The organism is Thalassolituus sp. (assembly GCF_034111725.1).
Taxonomy (GTDB): Bacteria; Pseudomonadota; Gammaproteobacteria; order Pseudomonadales; family Oceanobacteraceae; genus Thalassolituus.
Window position 1 is genome coordinate 26,511 of record NZ_JAWUWR010000069.1, and the last position, 18,439, is coordinate 44,949.

15 protein-coding genes are annotated in these 18,439 nt (G+C 45.7%); 11 read left to right on the forward strand and 4 right to left on the reverse strand.

What is annotated here, in order from left to right; genetic code table 11:
* Positions 1-69 precede the first annotated feature (69 nt).
* The 10 genes from UXZ23_RS11845 (at position 70) to UXZ23_RS11890 (ending at position 14,568) form a co-directional block, all read left to right on the forward strand.
* A complete protein-coding gene (locus tag UXZ23_RS11845) occupies positions 70-3,633 on the forward strand; it encodes an FG-GAP-like repeat-containing protein (protein ID WP_320820773.1) in 3,564 nt (1,187 codons plus the stop codon).
* Positions 3,633-4,598, forward strand: coding sequence for a LysR family transcriptional regulator (locus tag UXZ23_RS11850; RefSeq protein ID WP_320820774.1), 966 nt, complete (start codon positions 3,633-3,635; stop codon positions 4,596-4,598). Before UXZ23_RS11845 ends, UXZ23_RS11850 begins: the two co-directional genes overlap by 1 nt.
* Before the next feature lie 153 nt (positions 4,599-4,751).
* Positions 4,752-7,736, forward strand: a complete 2,985-nt coding sequence (locus UXZ23_RS11855; RefSeq protein ID WP_320820775.1) for a TonB-dependent receptor — start codon at positions 4,752-4,754, stop codon at positions 7,734-7,736.
* Positions 7,737-7,817: 81 nt separating this feature from the next.
* Positions 7,818-9,260 carry a hypothetical protein gene (locus UXZ23_RS11860; protein WP_320820776.1) on the forward strand — a complete coding sequence of 481 codons (1,443 nt, stop codon included), beginning with the start codon at positions 7,818-7,820 and terminating at the stop codon, positions 9,258-9,260.
* A 232-nt stretch (positions 9,261-9,492) separates the two neighbouring features.
* Positions 9,493-10,281, forward strand: a complete 789-nt coding sequence (locus UXZ23_RS11865; RefSeq protein ID WP_320820777.1) for a DUF3450 domain-containing protein — start codon at positions 9,493-9,495, stop codon at positions 10,279-10,281.
* Positions 10,281-11,657, forward strand: coding sequence for a MotA/TolQ/ExbB proton channel family protein (locus tag UXZ23_RS11870; RefSeq protein ID WP_320820778.1), 1,377 nt, complete (start codon positions 10,281-10,283; stop codon positions 11,655-11,657). Before UXZ23_RS11865 ends, UXZ23_RS11870 begins: the two co-directional genes overlap by 1 nt.
* A gap of 5 nt (positions 11,658-11,662) precedes the next feature.
* On the forward strand, positions 11,663-12,184 hold the full coding sequence (locus UXZ23_RS11875) for a MotA/TolQ/ExbB proton channel family protein (RefSeq protein WP_320820779.1): 522 nt from the start codon (positions 11,663-11,665) through the stop codon (positions 12,182-12,184).
* Positions 12,185-12,199: 15 nt separating this feature from the next.
* Positions 12,200-12,610 carry a biopolymer transporter ExbD gene (locus tag UXZ23_RS11880; RefSeq protein WP_320820780.1) on the forward strand — a complete coding sequence of 137 codons (411 nt, stop codon included), beginning with the start codon at positions 12,200-12,202 and terminating at the stop codon, positions 12,608-12,610.
* Positions 12,611-12,612: 2 nt separating this feature from the next.
* On the forward strand, positions 12,613-13,257 hold the full coding sequence (locus UXZ23_RS11885; RefSeq protein WP_320820781.1) for a TonB family protein: 645 nt from the start codon (positions 12,613-12,615) through the stop codon (positions 13,255-13,257).
* A 12-nt stretch (positions 13,258-13,269) separates the two neighbouring features.
* A complete protein-coding gene (locus tag UXZ23_RS11890; protein WP_320820782.1) occupies positions 13,270-14,568 on the forward strand; it encodes a tetratricopeptide repeat protein in 1,299 nt (432 codons plus the stop codon).
* An 83-nt stretch (positions 14,569-14,651) separates the two neighbouring features.
* On the opposite strand, the gene UXZ23_RS11895 is transcribed toward UXZ23_RS11890, so the two are convergent.
* The 4 genes from UXZ23_RS11895 to UXZ23_RS11910 all read right to left on the reverse strand — a co-directional run bounded on the left by UXZ23_RS11895 (position 14,652) and on the right by UXZ23_RS11910 (position 17,243).
* Positions 14,652-15,134: a DUF4442 domain-containing protein gene (locus tag UXZ23_RS11895; protein WP_320820783.1), complete on the reverse strand. Its 483-nt coding sequence runs from the start codon at positions 15,132-15,134 to the stop codon at positions 14,652-14,654.
* Between the two features lie 151 nt (positions 15,135-15,285).
* Positions 15,286-15,600 carry a GNAT family N-acetyltransferase gene (locus UXZ23_RS11900; RefSeq protein WP_320820784.1) on the reverse strand — a complete coding sequence of 105 codons (315 nt, stop codon included), beginning with the start codon at positions 15,598-15,600 and terminating at the stop codon, positions 15,286-15,288.
* A gap of 1 nt (position 15,601) precedes the next feature.
* Positions 15,602-16,561 carry an alpha/beta hydrolase gene (locus tag UXZ23_RS11905; RefSeq protein ID WP_320820785.1) on the reverse strand — a complete coding sequence of 320 codons (960 nt, stop codon included), beginning with the start codon at positions 16,559-16,561 and terminating at the stop codon, positions 15,602-15,604.
* A 16-nt stretch (positions 16,562-16,577) separates the two neighbouring features.
* The gene (locus tag UXZ23_RS11910) at positions 16,578-17,243 is read right to left on the reverse strand and encodes a hypothetical protein (RefSeq protein WP_320820786.1); all 666 of its coding nucleotides are present in this window, start codon (positions 17,241-17,243) and stop codon (positions 16,578-16,580) included.
* A 70-nt stretch (positions 17,244-17,313) separates the two neighbouring features.
* On the opposite strand from UXZ23_RS11910, the gene UXZ23_RS11915 reads away from it, so the two are divergent.
* Positions 17,314-18,438 carry an enoyl-CoA hydratase/isomerase family protein gene (locus UXZ23_RS11915; protein WP_320820787.1) on the forward strand — a complete coding sequence of 375 codons (1,125 nt, stop codon included), beginning with the start codon at positions 17,314-17,316 and terminating at the stop codon, positions 18,436-18,438.
* Position 18,439 lies beyond the last annotated feature (1 nt).

An 18,439-nucleotide genomic window follows, 5' to 3' on the forward strand; every position in this document is an offset into this window, starting at 1 on the left:
GCCAAGTTGTGTATCTAGAGACAGTCTTGTTGACTGTGTGGTTGTAGTTAAATTAATACAGGGATAAAAATGAAGGCGTTTCTAATAATAATAGCGTCCTCTATTCTCCTAGCGTGTGGCGGTGGAGGAGCAGGCACTAGTACAGATACCGGCACAGATACCGGCACAGATACCAGCACTGGCCCAGATACCGGCACGGGTACGGGCACCGGTACGGATGCTGGCTCGGGTACAGATACCGCTAATGCTCTTGATACTGAATTACGAATACTCCTACTGAACAAGTCTTTTGACGTGTCAGAGCTGACCGCGCGTGTACTTCCTTCACCGACAGATTCCATAGCAGTATTAGGCAAAGAGCTATTTTTTAGTAAATCGTTGAGTTTTGGTGATGATGTCGCTTGTGCTTCTTGCCATGATCCCCGTCTAGCGGGCACTGATAATTTGTCTTTGCCTGTAGGTGTGGGTGCTCATGATCCTGATGTCGTTGGCCCTGGTCGTCGGCATGATGGCAATTTCTACATTGATCCGAAGTCTGACTTTGGACCTAACGTACCGCGTAATAGCCCGACAACGTTCAATATTGCTTTTTACGACTCTGCTATGTTTTGGGATGGTCGTATTGAAGCCGTAATGTTGGATTATGATCGTTACATTCGTCTTTCGCCTGTGGTAGAAAATGGTGAAAATACACTTATTCGTACACCGGATAGCTTCGCTAGTGGGCCTGATCCCTTAGCTGGAAGTAATTTGACGGAAGCTCAAGCTCGTTTTCCGGTAACGTCGACCACTGAAATGCGAGGTTTTGCTTCGAATTCAGGTTCAACGTCGCATGACAGCCGAGATCTACTAACGCAACGGCTTGTTGATCGCGGCTGGGAACCCTATTTTCGCGAAACCTATAACGATTATGTGAGTTCTAGTGAAGAAATTGTTGGCTATTCTAATATCGCTAAAGCCTTGTCGGAATATCAGCGCTCTCAGGTGGCTTTGGATAATCCTTTTTTTGCATATGTTGCAGGCGATTCTGCGGCCATTTCTGATTCGGCTAAACGCGGTGCGGCAAAGTTCTTCTCTGATCTTGAAGATGGAGGCTGTTATCAGTGCCATAGCGGCTCGCATTTTTCAGACGAGAATTTTTATGTTCTTGCTACTCCTCAAATAGGAAGAGGTAAGAATGCTAATGCTAAAGATTTTGGTCGATATAACGTGTCTCGTTCGATTATGGATAGGCACGCATTTAGAACGCCTAGCTTGCTCAATGTGGCACTGACCTCACCTTATATGCATGCTGGAAGTTTACCTGATTTAGAAACTGCTATTCAGTGGCACTACACTCCAAGTGATAGCGCTGCTAACTATGATTACTCCTTAGATTCGTTACCTCAATTTTCAGGTTTGGGAGTCAATACCAGTAAGTATTCGACCAATACAGCGGAAGCACTTGATTCTATAGCGCTACAGTTAACTAGCCCTACACGCAGGGCAAAATATACCAAGGGTGCTTTAGATAGCAGCGAAATAGCGGACATGGTTGCCTTCTTGCAAACCTTAAGTTCCAACTGTTTGCAGGACTTTACTTGCGTTAGTAAGTGGATGCCAGACTACACAACCCCAAGTGTCGATGGGCATCGTTTAGATCCTGAGTTGTTGCTAGCGTTCGACAACTCTGCCGTATTTGATATTTCTGTGCCTGATGTTACTGAGGTTGGCACTGGAAATTCGCCCGATTTAGGCGTTGTTCCAACCTATCAGGTGGGCGGATGTGAGGTTTCTAATGTCGCGACTCCAGTGGAAGCCGACATCATCTATCAATTTCGTAAAAGAACTAATGTTGGCTTTGATGTTCAACGAACTATTTCCAGCAAGATGTTGGCGAATTTTTATTCCAATTATGAACCTGTTTTAAATACTGGATCTGCCGCTTCAGCGGATTTGGACGGCGATTGTGATTTAGATTTAGTAATTGATAGTGGTGATGTTAACGGTGTTGGTATTTATCTCAACGATGGTAGGGTATTTACCTTGGCATCCGATAACTTCGGGTTGCCACTTATCGAGGATTTAGCCCCTGTTGCTCTGGTTGATTTAAATGGAGACGCTTGGCCTGACTTGTTTGTCGGCAATATTTTAGGCAGTACTCCTCGTATTTGGTTTAACGATGGTAAAGGCAAGTTTATTGCGCAAACAGACTCTGGCTTTCAGGTGAGTCGTAAGACTTTAAGTGGGGCTTTTTCGGATGTGGATGGAGATGGTGATTTAGACGTATTCCTATCTCATTGGGATCTGGGCGCACCGCTCGAAGAAGTGCATTTATGGCTGAATGACGGCTTGGGGTATTTCACACCTGCGGGAAGCGAATATGGTTTCTCCGGTCAATTTGGTGAGCGTGATTTCACTTTCACTCCTAACTTTGCTGATATGAACGGTGATGGCTTGACAGATTTGTTAAGCGCTGCGGATTTTTTGCGGACACAAGTTTATGAAAAACAAGGTGATGGTAGTTTTAGCAATGTCACCGATCCTGCCGTTATCACCGATGAAAACGGTATGGGTGCGGCGTTAGGTGACATCGATAACGATGGTGATCTCGATTGGTTTATTAGCAGTATTTATGACGAAGAAGTAATGAGTGGCGCTGAAACTGAGACGGAGTCTAATTGGGGCGCCACTGGTAATCGACTGTATCGCAATGATTCTGTTCCTGGCGAGGGCATTGTTCTCAGTGACATAACTGAGTCCAGCGGTGTTCGCAACGGTAACTGGGCTTGGGGTACTTGTATCAAGGACTTCAATAACGATGGTTGGCTCGATATCTATCAGGTAAATGGTTACGGTTATAAATATGACGGGTTTGACTATGAGCTGTTACCTCTACTAGGTGATATCGGCATTTCCAATATAGAGGACTTGATGGCGGCTGATTATCAATCTGCTGATGAGTTTGTATCCGCTGTACTTGATTCTATTGGTGGTTATTCAGATTTTTTGAGTCGTTTTGGACTTGATTTAGGATCAGATGCAACGCTTATTTCGAGGTTGTCTGAGTTCTATTTAGCTGCTTTCGCAATTGAGAATACTGAATCAAAATGGTCTGAATTCCAAAATAAGCCGGCTCATCTATTTATGAATAATAAAGACGGCTCCTTTAGTGAAGAAGCAGCTTTAAAACAGGTTAATGATTCAGGAGAAGGAAGAGGTATCGTCTGCAATGATTTTGATCGTGATGGCGATGTTGATATTTTAATTATCAACAATACAGGTAAGCCTACATATTATGAAAATCATCATCGTCGAATAGCCAATTTTGGGGACAATTTTCTGAATTTGCAGTTGCGCGGCGATGGCGGCAATCGCTTTGCTTATGGTGCTAAAGTGTACGTTTATAATGCAGCAAGCATTTTAGGGGGGCTCATTGGCGATCTCGCTGGCTTAGGTGAATTAAATCAATACCGTGAAATGCGCTTTGAAAATAACTTTATTTCGAATAATGCGCCTGAATTACATTTTGGTTTGGCAGCGCATTCTAAAGTCGATACTTTACGAGTTGAATGGCCAAACGGCACGGTGACTGAGTTAACTGACGTCGATGCCAATCAATTTATGGTGTTGCAACAACCAGCGATTCCTTAATGCTTGATCTAAACCAGTTAAGTGTTTTTATTCGAGTGGTCGATGAAGGGAGCTTTACTGCGGCAGCGAAATCACTTGGGATGACTAAGTCTCGAGTGAGTCGTATGGTCGCCGAACTGGAGGAAGCATTAGGCGTTCGCTTGTTACAGCGAACAACGCGCCAGCTTCACCTTACTGAGGTTGGCCATGCGTATTACTCCAGTTGCTCGCAGAGTGTCAAAGAAATACACGAAGCGCATCGCATGATTGCTGATCGTGAAGCCAGCCCTCACGGCTTATTACGTATCGTAGCTCCCGTTATTGCGGGTAGTGGATTAATGGGGCATTACTTTGCTCGTTATCAGCGCTTATATCCCGATGTGCGTATCGAAGTTACATACACTGATAGACAATTTAACCTTATTCAAGATGGCTTTGATCTAGGGGTTTATATTGGTCTTCAGCCAGATTCTTCCTTAGTTTCGCGCATACTGACGGAATCCAATTCTGTTATCTGTGCTAGCCCTGCTTATCTAGCCGAGCATGGTGTTCCGCAAGTTCCCTCAGAGTTAGCTGCTTTGCGTTCGGTTAAAATCGGTGAGGGCAAACAGCCTTTGCATCTAGCGCTAACCCACAAGATCACGGGGGAGACGGTTGAGGTTGATATCGAACCTAATATGGTGACTAATTTAATTGCTGGGGCCGTGAATAGCATTGTTCATGGAGCGGGGATTGGTGAAGTACCTTATTTATTAGCCGGTGAAGAAATTCTTTCTGGGCACCTGATACCTTTATTGCGCGATTGGCAGATACGTCCACAGCCGATCTCGTTGGCCTACCCATCGCGTCAGTACTTACCAAAAAAAGTTCGTTTGTTTATTGATTTCATGGTCGATGAGCTAGCGCAAGTCGACAAAATCATTCAAAAACTAGAGACTCCCGAAGAACAATTATCTTCATTTCGAGCACACTTGCTGGGCCAATAGCGGCTTTTTCTTTCTAACTAAATCCTCTTCTCTGTCTGACTCCTCTCTGTAACAAAGCTGTCATAAGTTCGTAGTAAATTGCCCACACTCATCTTTTGGCTGTGATCGTCTGATTGCAGTGTGCGTTTAAATTTACATCCTCTGGGGGACATCATGAAACCAACTCGAGTGCTGCTAACTGCGGCGTCGTCTTTGCTGGCTTCAAATCTTATGGCAGGCGAAGCCGTCTTTTATGTAACTGAAGACGGCAATGCCATGCGTGATATAGCCGTGAGCGTCAATGGTCAGAAGCAACTAGTGAATAGTGCTGGTTTCGCTACATTCGACATTCCTGCTGGTGCTCATAAAGTAGAACTTTCTCAATTTGGAGAATGGTTGGGCGAATTTGATTTCGACACCGCCAGCAGCGATGAGAATGCTGAAGTTCAAGTCGACATCGTCGGTGGCGAAGCCATGCCAGAGGTCAAAGTGTATTTACCTGGTCAGGTCGATGCGACGGCCGTCGGCCAAATCGCTGGTACTTTGATGTCTGATGAAACCGGTGGCCCAGTGAGCGGCGCGCGTATTGCTATCGACGGCACTGATCAAGCGGTCATGACCGACGAAAATGGTGAATATGCATTCGAACTTCCTCGTGGTGAATACGCATTAACGATTGCTCATCCTAACTACGGCAAACGCGATGTTAGCGGCCTACGTGTTATGAGCGGAGTTACGACTGGCGTCAATATGACCATGAGCTTGTCTGGCAACGGCGTAATTGAAGAAGTGGTAGCCGTTGGTTCTTATATTCCCTCTACCGCGACAGCCCAAGAGCGTGATTCCTCTGCGGTATTAGATGCCATCGGTTCTGAGCAAATGTCACGCTTTGGTGATTCTTCCGCGGCCTCAGCGCTTACTCGTGTTGCTGGTGTTTCTGTTGTCGGCGGGCAATTTGCGGTTGTACGCGGTCTGGCAGGTCGGTATATCTCCTCGACGCTTAACGGCAGCCTTATGCCTAGTACTGATCCCATGCGTCGTGACGTGCCGTTAGATTTATTCCCAGCTAGCGTGTTGGGTGGCATTGATATTCAAAAGAGTTTCACTCCAGATTTACCAGGTGATTCGACTGGTGGTTCTATTGGTATGACAACCAAAGGAATGCCTGATGTTACCGGCGGTAAAGTCAGTGCGACTTTAGGTATGAACTCGCGCACAACCTTTAGTGATGTGAATGGCTATGAAGGTGGCGGTACGGATTTTCTAGGTGTTGATGATGGTACGCGCGAGCAACCGTCGTTTGCCGAAAGCTTTACTGATGGCGGTAACGCGTTTCCACGTGGCACTACTACTGACGAAAAAATTAATTTTACTCAGTCATTTGATCATACCTACGGCGTACAGCAGGTTGAAGCTAAGCCTGCTCGTGGTTTTTCAGTATCGTTTGGTACTTTAAATGAAGAAGGTGACGCTGCCACCGGAACCTACGGTGCATTTAGCTACAACGATAAATGGACGGCACGTCATGACGCTGAAACTAACGATTCAGGTGTTGTTGGAAGTTATGAGCGTACGGCTCGTAAAATCGATATGGCGGGTTACTTCTTCTACGGTTACGAAGGTGCGAACTCTGAATATCAAAGCCGCACATTACTGCTACGTAAAACCGATGACACGATTAAAACTGCTTTAACGAATGACGTAGCGAACGATAAAGAATTCGCCAAAACCACTTTGCAATGGGTGGAACGTCAGTATCTGGGACAACAATTCTCGGGTACTCACCACTTCGACGGTTTCGGTGACGACTCAGTTGCATGGCGTCTTGGTGTTGCGCAAACCTCTCGTTACGAGCCGGATCGTCGAGCTTATCGCTATAGCCGTACCACAACGGGTGCAAGTGATTTTTCTCTTGAAGGTTCTATCGAACGTCGCTATTCCGACCTAACTGAAAGTACTTACGATCTTGGTGTCGACTATACCAGTGAAATATTGCTCGATAATTGGATGGTACGTAATAAAGCAGGTCTTTCATTTACGACTAAAGATCGTGAAGTTGATTTAGCTCGGTATGCGAGCAATACAGTAACAGCGCCGGTTGATGCGACCAAAACACCGGATGAAATCTTCAATGATGCAAATATTGAAAGTGGCTTAGTGTCGTTCGCGGGTTCAACAACTCAGACCGACGATTATGAAGCCAATGAAGATATATCTGCAGTCTATCTTTCTAGCGAGCTGGACATGGACACCGTCAGTGTTCTTGCTGGTCTGCGTTATGAAAGCGTTGCACAAGAATTAACCTATCCAGGTAAAGAAGAAAATTCGACCAGCAAATTAGATAACAGCTATGTCTTGCCAGTTATTTCTGCCAACTGGCGTGTTAGTGAAGATACGCAGGTGCGTGCGAGTGCTACTCAAACGGTATCCCGCCCAGGTATTACCGAGCGTTCGGAATCTGTTCAGTATGATCCAGAAACCGATAAAGAATTAATCGGTAATCCGGATTTAGAAATTTCACATATCGATAACTTCGATCTGCGTGGCGAGTACTACTTCTCTGATGAAGAAAGCGTCAGTGCTGCACTATTTTATAAAAACATTACTGACCCGATTGAGCGTGGAGTTCCTGATGCTGATGGTTCGGCAGCCGAAGGTTATACCTTCCGCAATGTACCAAGCGCAGAGTTGAGTGGTTTGGAATTAGATTTCCGCGTGAATTATTTAGAAACCGATTCATTAAGCGCATTTGTGTCTGGAAACATGGCCTACGTTGATTCAAAAGTGGATCTCGCAGGTACTGATGCCGAGCGTTTAGAAGGCGTTTCATCACGCGAATTACAGGGGCAGTCTAAATATCTCGGTAATTTACAACTCGGCTTCGACGAATTGGCTACCGGTCAATCATTAACCTTATTGGCTAATTATTTTGATGATCGCATTTATGCGACATCTCGCGGTGACGGTGGTGCAATTATTGAGGAAGGACGTATGACATTTGACATCGTTTATCGCTATGACGTGACGGAGACATTCCTTGTAAAAGCGAAAGTATCGAATATTACCGATGAAGCCGTACGCTACACCCAAGATGGTGTTGATTACGAAAAATATTACGAAGGTACAGATTTTAGTGCCTCCGTTGAGTATCAATTTTAAGGCTGTAATTTAATTGCAACATAAGTGCGTAAAACTATACGCACTTAATAAGCTAGTAACTCGATTTAAGAGGATTTAATAATGACGTTCGAAAAGAATTATTTGGCGGTTGCTTTGGTAGCAGCAAGCCTTGTGGGTTGTGGTGGCGATAGCAACAACAGCTCTTCTAACACAACTAATCCAAGCCCTAGCTATAGCTTTTTAGATTGTAATACAGCAGGTGATGAGTGCTACGTAACTGGCACCATCAACGAAGATTTCACTATGTCTGCTGATGTGAAATACATTTTGGAAGGTTTGGTACGTGTTGGTCGCGGTAACATCGCTTTCACAGCGCCTTCAGACGTAACAGCGGCTCAAAACGACGGTGTAACACTGACTATCGAAGCTGGTTCTAACGTACGTGCCGAAAATTCAGGTATTTTGGTTGTTACTCGTGGTTCTAAGCTGATGGCAGAGGGTACTGCTGCTGCTCCGATTACTTTCAGTTCAGTGGATGATAACTTAGACGGTATGGCGGAATGGGGCGGCGTGATCGTGCAAGGTTTCGCTCCACAATACGGTCAAGGTAACACTGGCGCTTGTTTTGCTGAAGGTCCAGATGATACTGCGGTTTATACTGAAACTGCAGTATGTAACGTAACGGGTGAAGGCGGTGACGGCGTTGGTAAATACGGCGGTAATATCCCAGGTGATAATAGCGGTGTTATTAAATACGTTCGTATCGCAGAAGCTGGTAAATCAGTAGGTGTGGATAACGAAGTTAACGGCTTAACTTTGATGGGTGTTGGTCACGGCACTACGATCGACTACATCCAAGTACACAACAACTTGGACGATGGTATCGAGTGGTTCGGCGGTACAGTTAACGTAACTCACGCGGTATTAACTGGTAACGACGACGACGATATCGATTTCGATTCTGGTTACATGGGTAACGTACAGTTCGCTATTGTTGTTAAAAACCAAACGCCTGGTGCAACGCATAGCGGTTCAAACGACCCACGCGGTATCGAAGGTAACTCAGACAAAGCTAAGTCAGAACAAACTCCACAAACTCACGCGGCAATTGCTAACGTGACTTTGATCGGTGGCGAAATCAACGATGGTCAGCCAGGTATCAAACTACGTGGTCAAGTTGAAGCGGATCTTGCTAAAATCGTTGTAACTGGTTTCACTTCAGGCTGTTATGAAATGAAAGATTCTGAAGAAACTAACGTTTCTGTTCAGGACTTAATTTGTGACGGTACTTTGACTCTTGCTAAAAATGATGAGCCAGCTTCTGGTACTCCAGTATCATCAGCTGCTGCGATCACGTTTAACGCTGCTGGCGCTGCACTGAACTCTGAAGTAACTGACGGTATTACTGCTGACTTTACTGCAGTAGATAACGGTTCAAACTTCGCTTTCGAAGCAACAACTTATGCTGGTGCGGTTAACCCAGATGGTACAGACGATTGGACTACTGGCTGGATTATCCCAGGTTCTTTGGATGCATTAACTTCTGTTAACGCTCCAGAATAAGAACTTAGTTCGAAATAAAGCGGCGCCTAAGGGCGCCGTTTTTTTTGTTTATTTTTTCTTCTAATTAGTCTCTAAGCCGCATATTTATTGGCTGTCGTAGAAAGTCCTGTCATAAAAATGAAGTCGTTTTGTCATGTAATAGAACTGTCATCAAACGCGGGTATGGTGTCTCAGAATTTTTAAGTAGTTGCCTCCGCTCTAGCGTAGGCCGACGTCACCATAGGTAACCATCATGGCCAAGCCAATGCGATCCAAAACTCTTTTAGTTACTGCGTTGCTTAGTGCAAGCGCAGTAATCGGCAGCTCGGCTGCATACGCTGCAAACACAGTAGATAAAGCCCTTAACGAAGGTGTAGAGCGTGTTGCTAACGCGCAGAAATCGCAGCAAAAAATAGATTCAATTGATAGCACTACACGTGAAGCTGAGCGTGAATACCGTGCCATCGCCAAAGAAATTGAAGGCTTAAACGTCTACGTTTCCCAGTTGGATCGTCAATTAAATGCCCAGCAAAGCGAACTGGTTAATATTGAAACCAGTATTGAGCAAGTGACCTTGGTCGAGCGCCAGATTACGCCTTTGATGTTGCGTATGATTGATGCCATTGATCAATTTGTCGCTGCAGATGTACCTTTTTTGAAAGAAGAAAGATCAAAGCGCGTCGCTAAATTAAAAGATTTAATGGGCCGTTCTGACGTTACCGTTGCCGAGAAATATCGCAAGGTAATGGAAGCTTACCAAGCTGAAGTTGACTACGGTCGCACGATTGAATCGTATCGTGGCAGCCTAGCGAATAACGGCACTGAACGCGAAGTGGATTTCCTTCGTGTTGGACGTATTGCCTTAATGTATCAGTCATTGGATGGCCAAGAATTAGGTATGTGGAATACCGCTAGTAATGCTTGGGAGCCGATGGATGCGGCTTATAAAAGTAAATTAATTGCGGGTATTCGTATCGCCCGTGAACAAGCCGCTCCAGATCTTATTAAAGTACCGGTTGCCGCCCCACAGGAGGCCTACTAATGAAATTATCTAACCTATTTCTAGCTGCAGCTTTAGCTCTTAGCTTAGTTCCTTCAGTGAATGCCGAGCCAGTTGGTGTCGATTCTTTGTTGAACCTAGTTGAGCAAGGGCAAGCGCGTGACGATAAAGCGTTTAAAGCACGTTTAAATGAATTTAATCAGTCGCGTGCGCAGCAAGAAAAAATGCTGGCTGATGCCAAAGCAGAACGCGCTCGCCTTGAAAATTTAAGTGCGACTAAAGAAGGTCAGTTTCGCGACCAAGAAACCAAAATTGCAGATGCCCAAGAGCGCTTAACCAACCGTATGGGTAGCTTGAAAGAGTTATTCGGCGTTCTGCAACAAGTGGCTGGCGATACTAAAGCTGTTTTTGAAGGTTCTGTGGTTAGCTCTGAATTACCTGGTCGCGAAGCATTTTTAACCGACCTTATTCAAACGGCGGGATCTACTTCTAAGTTGCCGTCGATCGAAGAACTAGAAAAGCTTTGGTTCGAAATGCAGCGTGAAGCAACGTATAGCGGTCGTATCTCTAAGTACAATGCTGAAGTTGTATTGCCTTCAGGTGAAACCGTTGCACGTCCAGTGGTTCGCATTGGCGGCTTTAATGCTGTGTCTGGCGGTAAGTATCTAAACTGGGATCTAGAAACGGGTCGCTTGGTTGAGCTTGATAAGCAACCGGGTAGCCGTTACACCGACCCAGCGGCTGAATTAGAAGCGGCTACTGGCTCGGCTATGACTGGCTTTTGGATTGATCCATCACGCGGTCAGTTATTAAAAATTATGGGTCAATCACCAGAGCTTGGAGATCGTGTTGATCAAGGTGGTGTGGTTGGTTACATCATTATTGTTTTAGGCGCTATCGGTATTGCTTTAGCTATCTGGCGCATGATTGTTCTTAACCTTGAAGCGATGCGCATTCGTGCACAAATGAATAACGAAAGTGCAAACGAAAATAATGCGTTGGGTCGTGTTATGGCGGTATATAACGCCAATAATAAAGCCGATACCGAAACATTAGAATTGCATTTAGGTGAAGCTATTGCGGCTGAAATTCCGCGCCTAACTCGCGCTATTGGTTGGATTAAAATCATCTCTGTTGTGGCGCCGCTGTTGGGTCTACTGGGTACGGTAACCGGTATGATCGACGTATTCGAAACTATGTCTTTATTCGGCACTGGCGATCCTAAATTAATGGCGGGTGGTATTTCTCAAGCCTTGGTGACCACTGTTCTCGGTCTAGTTGCGGCGATTCCTTGTGTGTTCTTACACACATTAACGAATAACCGTAGCCGTGAATTAATGATGATTCTGGAAGAGCGCGCCACAGGGATTTTGGCACGCCAATCAGAACAGACTCAGTCACCAGCTAAAGCGGCGTAACCATTATGTTCGGTGAATTTTACGAACCGGTTTATCTGTTTATGGAGCGTGGAGGCGATGTCCTCTACGCCATCTTCGGATTAATCCTGATCTTGTGGTTGATGGTCCTAGAGCGTGCTGGTTACTTTATTTTCTCTCACCGTGCTGCATTAGCAGCAGCTAAGCAAGAGTGGGAAGCACGTAAAGAACGCACATCTTGGGCAGCTCATCAAATTCGTCACGAGTTAATTACAAGCCTAAATATTGGCTTACAAGCGAATATGAGCACCATCAAAATGCTTATTGGCTTAGCGCCTTTATTTGGTTTACTCGGCACGGTAACTGGCATGATTGAAGTATTTGATGTGATGGCTTTTATCGGTAATGGCAGCCCTAAAGCGATGGCTTCGGGGATTTCGAAGGCAACTATCCCAACGATGGCTGGGATGGTTGGCGCACTTACTGGTGTATTTGCTCAGTCGCTGCTTGATCGTTATATCAAACGCGAAAAAATTAGGCTCGAAGACCAATTAACCTTCGACCATTAACAGAGACTTTTTGCTATGAAACGTAGTTTCTCAAATTTGACCCCAGCAGCAGAAGAAGGCGAGATCGATATCACGCCAATGCTCGACGTGGTTTTTATTATGCTGATTTTCTTTATCGTAACGGCATCGTTCGTTAAAGAATCTGGTATCGAAGTTAATCGCCCAGATGCAAGCACAGCGCAATCTAAGCCGCGTGCCAATATTTTGATCGGCATTAACGATATGAATGAAATTTGGATCAATAAGCGTCGCGTTGATGCGAGTCAGGTACGCGCTAACATCGAGCGTATGCACGCGGAAAATCCTCAAGGAACCGTGGTAATTCAGGCCGATGAAGACGCGACTACCAAGACTCTCGTTGCGGTTATGGATGCGGCACGTCAAGCAGGTGTTTACGACGTATCCTTGGCTACAGAGGAGCGCTGATTATGTCTGCAGCAATCTCTACGATGCCTGCAACCTTATTGCGTTTCGCTATTGCACTGGTGGTGGCAGTTGTTGCCACCTTTGCGGTGTTTTGGATGATGCAAAGTTTAATTAGTACCGGTGGGTCGGTATTAAACGAACAAGATTTTGGTCGTATTCAAAGCTTTGTGATGGATAAGCCTGATGATGATGTGCAGACCAAAGAGCGCGCCCCGAAAAAGCCGCCAGTAGCACAAAAAGAACCACCGAAACCCGATATGCCGAAGCCAGAAATGTCGCAGGCAGATACGTCCAGCATGGATATGGGCGGTTTTCAGATGGCGAATAATTTAACCGTTGATGCGGGATTAACGGGCGGAACAGGCGACGGTGAGTATTTACCGATTGTTAAGGTTGCGCCGACGTATCCTCGTCGTGCAGCCCAACGCGGCATTGAAGGGTATGTGGTAGTTGAGTTTACGGTGTCGACCTTAGGGACCGTGATTAATCCTACAGTGATTGAATCTGACCCCCCAGGGGTATTCGATAGCGCAGCTATTAATGCCGCCAGTAAATTCAAGTACAAGCCGAAAATGGTGAACGGTACGCCGGTAGAAGTTCCCGGTGTACGAAACATCATCCGTTTTGAGTTGGATAAAAGCCGATAGAGGGCTAATGCTATGAAAAAATTAACGTTAACTTGCTTATTATCTAGCATGGTTTTGACTGCCACTATTGCTGCAACACCGATTATCTCGGTTGCTCAAGCGGCAGAAGGAAGTTCCAGTGAAGCGTCTTCTAAGCGGGTGCGTAGAACTCAGACCTTGCGTCCTGAGATTTATGAGAAATTAGAAGCTGCACGAGTTCATGCAGATGAAGGCAGGCCGACGGAAGCTCTCAATGCATTGGCCGCTCTTGAAAAGCGTAAGCGTAACTCTTACGAACAGGCGATGACTTACAACATGTATGCCTACGTCTATTTTAACCAAGAGCAATTGGATAAAGCTGCGCAGGCATACGAACAAGTGCTAGCGGTCAATAATATTCCGGAGAGCTTGGAGCAAACCACTCAATACAGCTTAGCAAAGCTGTATCTAATGGGGGAGAAGTACGAGAAGGCTATTTCAGCTTTGAATAAATGGTTTGCCATGGTAGCTGAACCTGGTAGTGAAGCCTTTATCTTACGTGCGCAGATGAATTTTCAATTAGAAAGATATGCGGCGGCATTGCCGGATGTAGAAAAAGCCATTGCCATGAAAAAAGAGCAAGGCAATCCACCAGAAAACTGGTTTTTGTTAGAGCGTGCGGCGCTGTATCAAAATAAAGACTTTAAAGGCTTAGCACGTTGTTTAAAAGACTTAGTATCTTTGTATCCTAAAGGTGATTACTGGGTACAACTAGCGGCAGTATATAGCGAGTTAGGGCAGCCTAAAAAGGAACTATCCGCTCTCGAAACGGCTTACGACCAAAAGCTACTGACGCGTGAAAATGAGCGTATTAATTTAGCTCAAGCCTTACTAGGGCAGGATGTTCCCTTTAAGGCCGCCATAGTAATTAAAACGGGCATGGATGAGGGCGTGATTGAATTGTCTGCACGCAATTTATCTTTGTTGGGCGATGCTTGGATGCTTGCTAAAGAATACGAAAAAGCCATTGAAATTATGGGTAAGGCTGCGGAAAAATCGCAAAGTGGTAAGGATTACTACAAACTTGCGCAAATTCATACCGAGCGTCAAGAGTGGGAGTTAGCGTTAAATAATGTTGATAAGGCGATTAAGTTGGGTGGGTTAAATACACCTTCTCAGGCACTTATCCTCAAGGGTCTAGCCTTATACAATTTGAACGAGTTGGATCATGCTGCGGCTGTGTTTGCTGATGCGGCTGAGTACACTGAGGCCAGTGCCGCAGCTCGTCAGTGGGAAGATTACATTGACAGCGAACGTAAACGTTTAGAATATATGGCGTCTTCAGAGCTTTAATCTTAGGCTTTAAGACAATGTTTTTACCCCGTCTGTATTCGTACAGCGGGGTATTTTTGTTTTGGCGCTACTGGTTTGAAGAGTTACTTTTTCTTCGGTGTCCAAGCCCAGATCATTTCAGCTTTTACGGTTTCTGTTCCCGTCTCATCGGTAATAACCACAGGAACGGAAATGTCGCCTTTGGGTGTGTTGCGAACGTATTCAAGTTGCTCGTCACTAAAACTTGCAACGGCGGTCATATCACCTGATGCACGCTTTAAATAGGTCAGCTCCATACTACGAATCACTAAGATACGATCATCGGGAACGGTCATGCCTGCCATAAAGCCAGTCGCAGATTCAGCTAATAGCGCCATGGCTGCGGCATGAACGCTACCGATATGGTTTTGCACTTTACGGCGATTCTTCAAACGAATAACACAGGTTTCTGGGCGCAGTGTTTCTACTCGACACGATGCAGTACCTGCAAATCGAATAATTTTCCCTAAAACAAAGGAACGAACGGTAGGTTGCAGGCCGCTAGGTAGACGTTCGATTTTGCTCATAACTTTGCTAAGACGGTTCATATGTTACTCGTTTATAGGTTGTATTGGGCCATAGGCTAGCGCGCAGCCGGCAGTGTGTACATGGCCGTTACGTCTTTGTGTCGACGTCGACTTTGCAAGATGATTTTCTTTAGCATATCTGACAGATCGGCATCTGCTACAGGAATAAAGCCTAGCCGCGTTGATACCAGTCATTCAGATGTGGTAATTGTAGCAAATAGAGAGGGATGTTCGCATGATGGCTTGCCCATAGGTCTATGGCATGGCTTATGACGTGGGTACCATAACCTTGCTTGCGCAGCAATGGCAAAGTACATACATGGCGAATGAGTCCATATTCGGGATTTATTTGAATGCGTGCGACGCTGACTAACTCGGCTTCTAAATAGACGCCAGGCAGTAAATCAGAAGGCGCGGCGCGCCCAGAACATGCGGCGGCTTTGTATAGTTTGTTGGCCCCTGCAATAGAGGCCAAACCTAATAGCATATTATTTGGTGGAGGCGATAAATTCGGATAAGACGTGAGCACTTTCTTCCGGTATTTCTAGCATAGGGGCGTGACCAACGTTCGGAAATAGTGAAACTTGCGCGTGCGGTAGGTATTGTTTAAATACTGGAACAGCCGATACATCAAGTATGCGATCTTTTTCTCCCCACATAATTAGCACTGGCATGGTTGCTTTTGCGGCTAAGGTTTCGGGGAAGTTACTCTCATTCATACGGGTGCGAGTCGCGAGTAAATCGGTAAAAATCTCTTGGTTAATTTCAGCACGATTGATTGTTTCACGCGCAAGGGCTGGACGTAGAGGCCATGGCAAAAATGGCTGTATTTCCATAACCATTTGCATGCGCTTCTCAAAACTCTCTTCATCAGTTGCGATTAGCGGATTGGTGCCTCGCTCCAGTGCTTCGTAGTATTCGCTTTTGTTCTCACCATCGATACCTGCGGAATCCATTAGTGTCAGGCTCAAAACTTGCTCTGGGTGATTGACCGCATAAATAGCGCTAATAGCACCGCCCATAGAATTTCCAGCGATATGGAATTGGTTTAGACCCAAGTGAGCGACCAGCGCGTGTAGGCGTTGTGACTGTAACTCTAAATCGTAATTACCACTTGTTGGAGCGGGAGTATCACCATGTCCAGCTAAGTCTGGAATGATTAGGTGATAATCATCGGGTAATTCCATTGCGAATTTTAACCAAGCATCTTTATTTGCTGAAAATCCATGCACCAACATAACGGCGGGCCCGCTGCCTTTGCGTTCAAGGTAGGTCATGTCGACATCTACCGTATGTGTCTTTTCGACTTCTAGATGAACGGCTCCGCGGCCCAAATCAATGACTTTAGAATATAAAGCGTTTTGTTGGCTGTTGGTGCACCCAGTGGTTAATACGGCAAAAAAAATGGCGCAGCCAAATAGTGATTGAGCGAGATTAAAGCGTTTCATGATAGTCCTCGGGTTATTATTTTGTCAGTGCAGCAGAGAGTTCATTTACTTGCTGAATAGCGCCAAGTAGATCCTCGGCATCCAGTAACACTCCCGGTTGGCAGGCGAGTAGCATGCCATCTGACCATTCAATGTGAAGGTGCGGATGTGCCAAAAGCCAATCTATGGCCTCATAAGATAACCATTGCTTCATATGATGCACAGGTTCAGATTGAATAGACCAAGAAACTAGTTGGCTCGGCTTATCGTCGCGATCATGGATTTTTAACGGTGCTTTGAGCTGATCGGTGAAGGTATCGAGGGCTAACCAGCGCTTGTGACTCAAGGCGATACGACCGCGGAAGGCGAGCGGACATTCTACAATAATCAACGTTTGCGTATAGGTTTGGCTAGCCGCAATGATGGTGCAGTCGAATACAGTAATTTTTTTAGTGTCATGGTCGGTTGTTAACGTACCTTCAATAAAGTGCGGACAATGACGATACTGACTGCAGGTTAAAATTAAAAAGTCAGCGCTGCGGATACGACTATCGGCGGCGACGTAGGGTTCGTAGCGATAGCCTTGTTGATGAGCGAGAATGCGTAACTTTCCACCTCTGCGACCTCGGTCGACTACCATTGGTAGCACTAGCAGGCCGATAATAACGGCAATAATGAGAATGCTTAAAACGAAGGTGGCCATTGCGGCTCCTGATGAGCTTACTCAGTGTAATATGCCTACTTTCTAACTTGATGTTAAGGAACGCTTTGTCATGGCGAAAGCTCCAGCCATTTTAACGGAAGTACTGCCAACCCAATCTGGCCGAGGTATTGGTGTATTAACACTGAATGTGCCTAAAGCCATGAATGCAGTCGATTTGGATATGGTCAATACCATTGATGAACATATGAAAGCTTGGCAAGACGACGCCAATATCGTTGCTGTTATTATGCGCGGTGCAGGTGATAAAGCGTTTTGTGCTGGTGGCGATATTCGCAAGCTGTATCGCAGCATGACCTTAAAAGGGCGAACTCAATATCGCTATGCCGATGATTTTTTTCGCGCAGAATATCGGAAAAACTACGTTCTTCACCAGTTTACTAAGCCCTTGATCGCTTGGGGGCAAGGCTTCGTGATGGGCGGAGGTTTAGGTTTGTTTGTCTGTGCGAGCCATCGCATCGGTACTGAATCATTACGCTTAGCTTGGCCGGAAGTTAGGATTGGGCTATTTCCCGACGTCACCGCGACTTGGTATTTATCCCATATGCGTGCGCCATGGGGCTTGTGGATGGGGTTGACCGGTAGCCTCATGAATGTAAGCGAATGCAAACAGCTCGGGTTAACGCATTATGCGATGGGCAGTGAGCAATGGCAGGATATGCTTGAACTTGTTACTAATTTGCCTTGGCAAGACAACATAGCGCGTAATCATCAGCATTTACGTCAAGGCTTGCATCAATTGGAGCAAATGACGATCATCGAACTTCCTGCTGCGCGATTAGAAGCCAATGAAGAGCAAGTTAGCACTTGGTTAGCGGGTGATGACTTGGTCGCAATCGCCAAGCGGATGAGTGCCTATAAAGGCAGCGATGAATGGCTGCAGCAAGGGATAAAGAATTTACAGCACGGTTGCCCAGCAACTGCTCACATAGCCATGGAGCAGATTCGGCGTGGTGGTTTTATGAGCCTGAAAGAAGTGGTCGCATGGGAGCTGGACATAGCATGGCAATCGGTGCGTCATCCCGACTTTGCCGAGGGAGTTCGCGCTATGGTCATCGATAAAGACTTTAAGCCCCAGTGGCAACACAACGATATTCAGTCTGTGCCACATAGCTGGGTGGAAGAGTTGCTACGTTCACCGTGGAAGGTTAACGAGCACCCTTATGTTGACATATAAA

Coding starts and splice junctions, on each gene's coding strand:
- UXZ23_RS11890 (WP_320820782.1), top strand. CDS start 13,270: ATGAAAAAATTAACGTTAACTTGCTTATTATCTAGCATGGTTTTGACT.
- UXZ23_RS11900 (WP_320820784.1), bottom strand. CDS start 15,600: ATGCTATTAGGTTTGGCCTCTATTGCAGGGGCCAACAAACTATACAAA.
- UXZ23_RS11910 (WP_320820786.1), bottom strand. CDS start 17,243: ATGGCCACCTTCGTTTTAAGCATTCTCATTATTGCCGTTATTATCGGC.
- UXZ23_RS11915 (WP_320820787.1), top strand. CDS start 17,314: ATGGCGAAAGCTCCAGCCATTTTAACGGAAGTACTGCCAACCCAATCT.
- UXZ23_RS11865 (WP_320820777.1), top strand. CDS start 9,493: ATGGCCAAGCCAATGCGATCCAAAACTCTTTTAGTTACTGCGTTGCTT.
- UXZ23_RS11850 (WP_320820774.1), top strand. CDS start 3,633: ATGCTTGATCTAAACCAGTTAAGTGTTTTTATTCGAGTGGTCGATGAA.
- UXZ23_RS11885 (WP_320820781.1), top strand. CDS start 12,613: ATGTCTGCAGCAATCTCTACGATGCCTGCAACCTTATTGCGTTTCGCT.
- UXZ23_RS11845 (WP_320820773.1), top strand. CDS start 70: ATGAAGGCGTTTCTAATAATAATAGCGTCCTCTATTCTCCTAGCGTGT.
- UXZ23_RS11895 (WP_320820783.1), bottom strand. CDS start 15,134: ATGAACCGTCTTAGCAAAGTTATGAGCAAAATCGAACGTCTACCTAGC.
- UXZ23_RS11870 (WP_320820778.1), top strand. CDS start 10,281: ATGAAATTATCTAACCTATTTCTAGCTGCAGCTTTAGCTCTTAGCTTA.
- UXZ23_RS11860 (WP_320820776.1), top strand. CDS start 7,818: ATGACGTTCGAAAAGAATTATTTGGCGGTTGCTTTGGTAGCAGCAAGC.
- UXZ23_RS11880 (WP_320820780.1), top strand. CDS start 12,200: ATGAAACGTAGTTTCTCAAATTTGACCCCAGCAGCAGAAGAAGGCGAG.
- UXZ23_RS11905 (WP_320820785.1), bottom strand. CDS start 16,561: ATGAAACGCTTTAATCTCGCTCAATCACTATTTGGCTGCGCCATTTTT.
- UXZ23_RS11875 (WP_320820779.1), top strand. CDS start 11,663: ATGTTCGGTGAATTTTACGAACCGGTTTATCTGTTTATGGAGCGTGGA.
- UXZ23_RS11855 (WP_320820775.1), top strand. CDS start 4,752: ATGAAACCAACTCGAGTGCTGCTAACTGCGGCGTCGTCTTTGCTGGCT.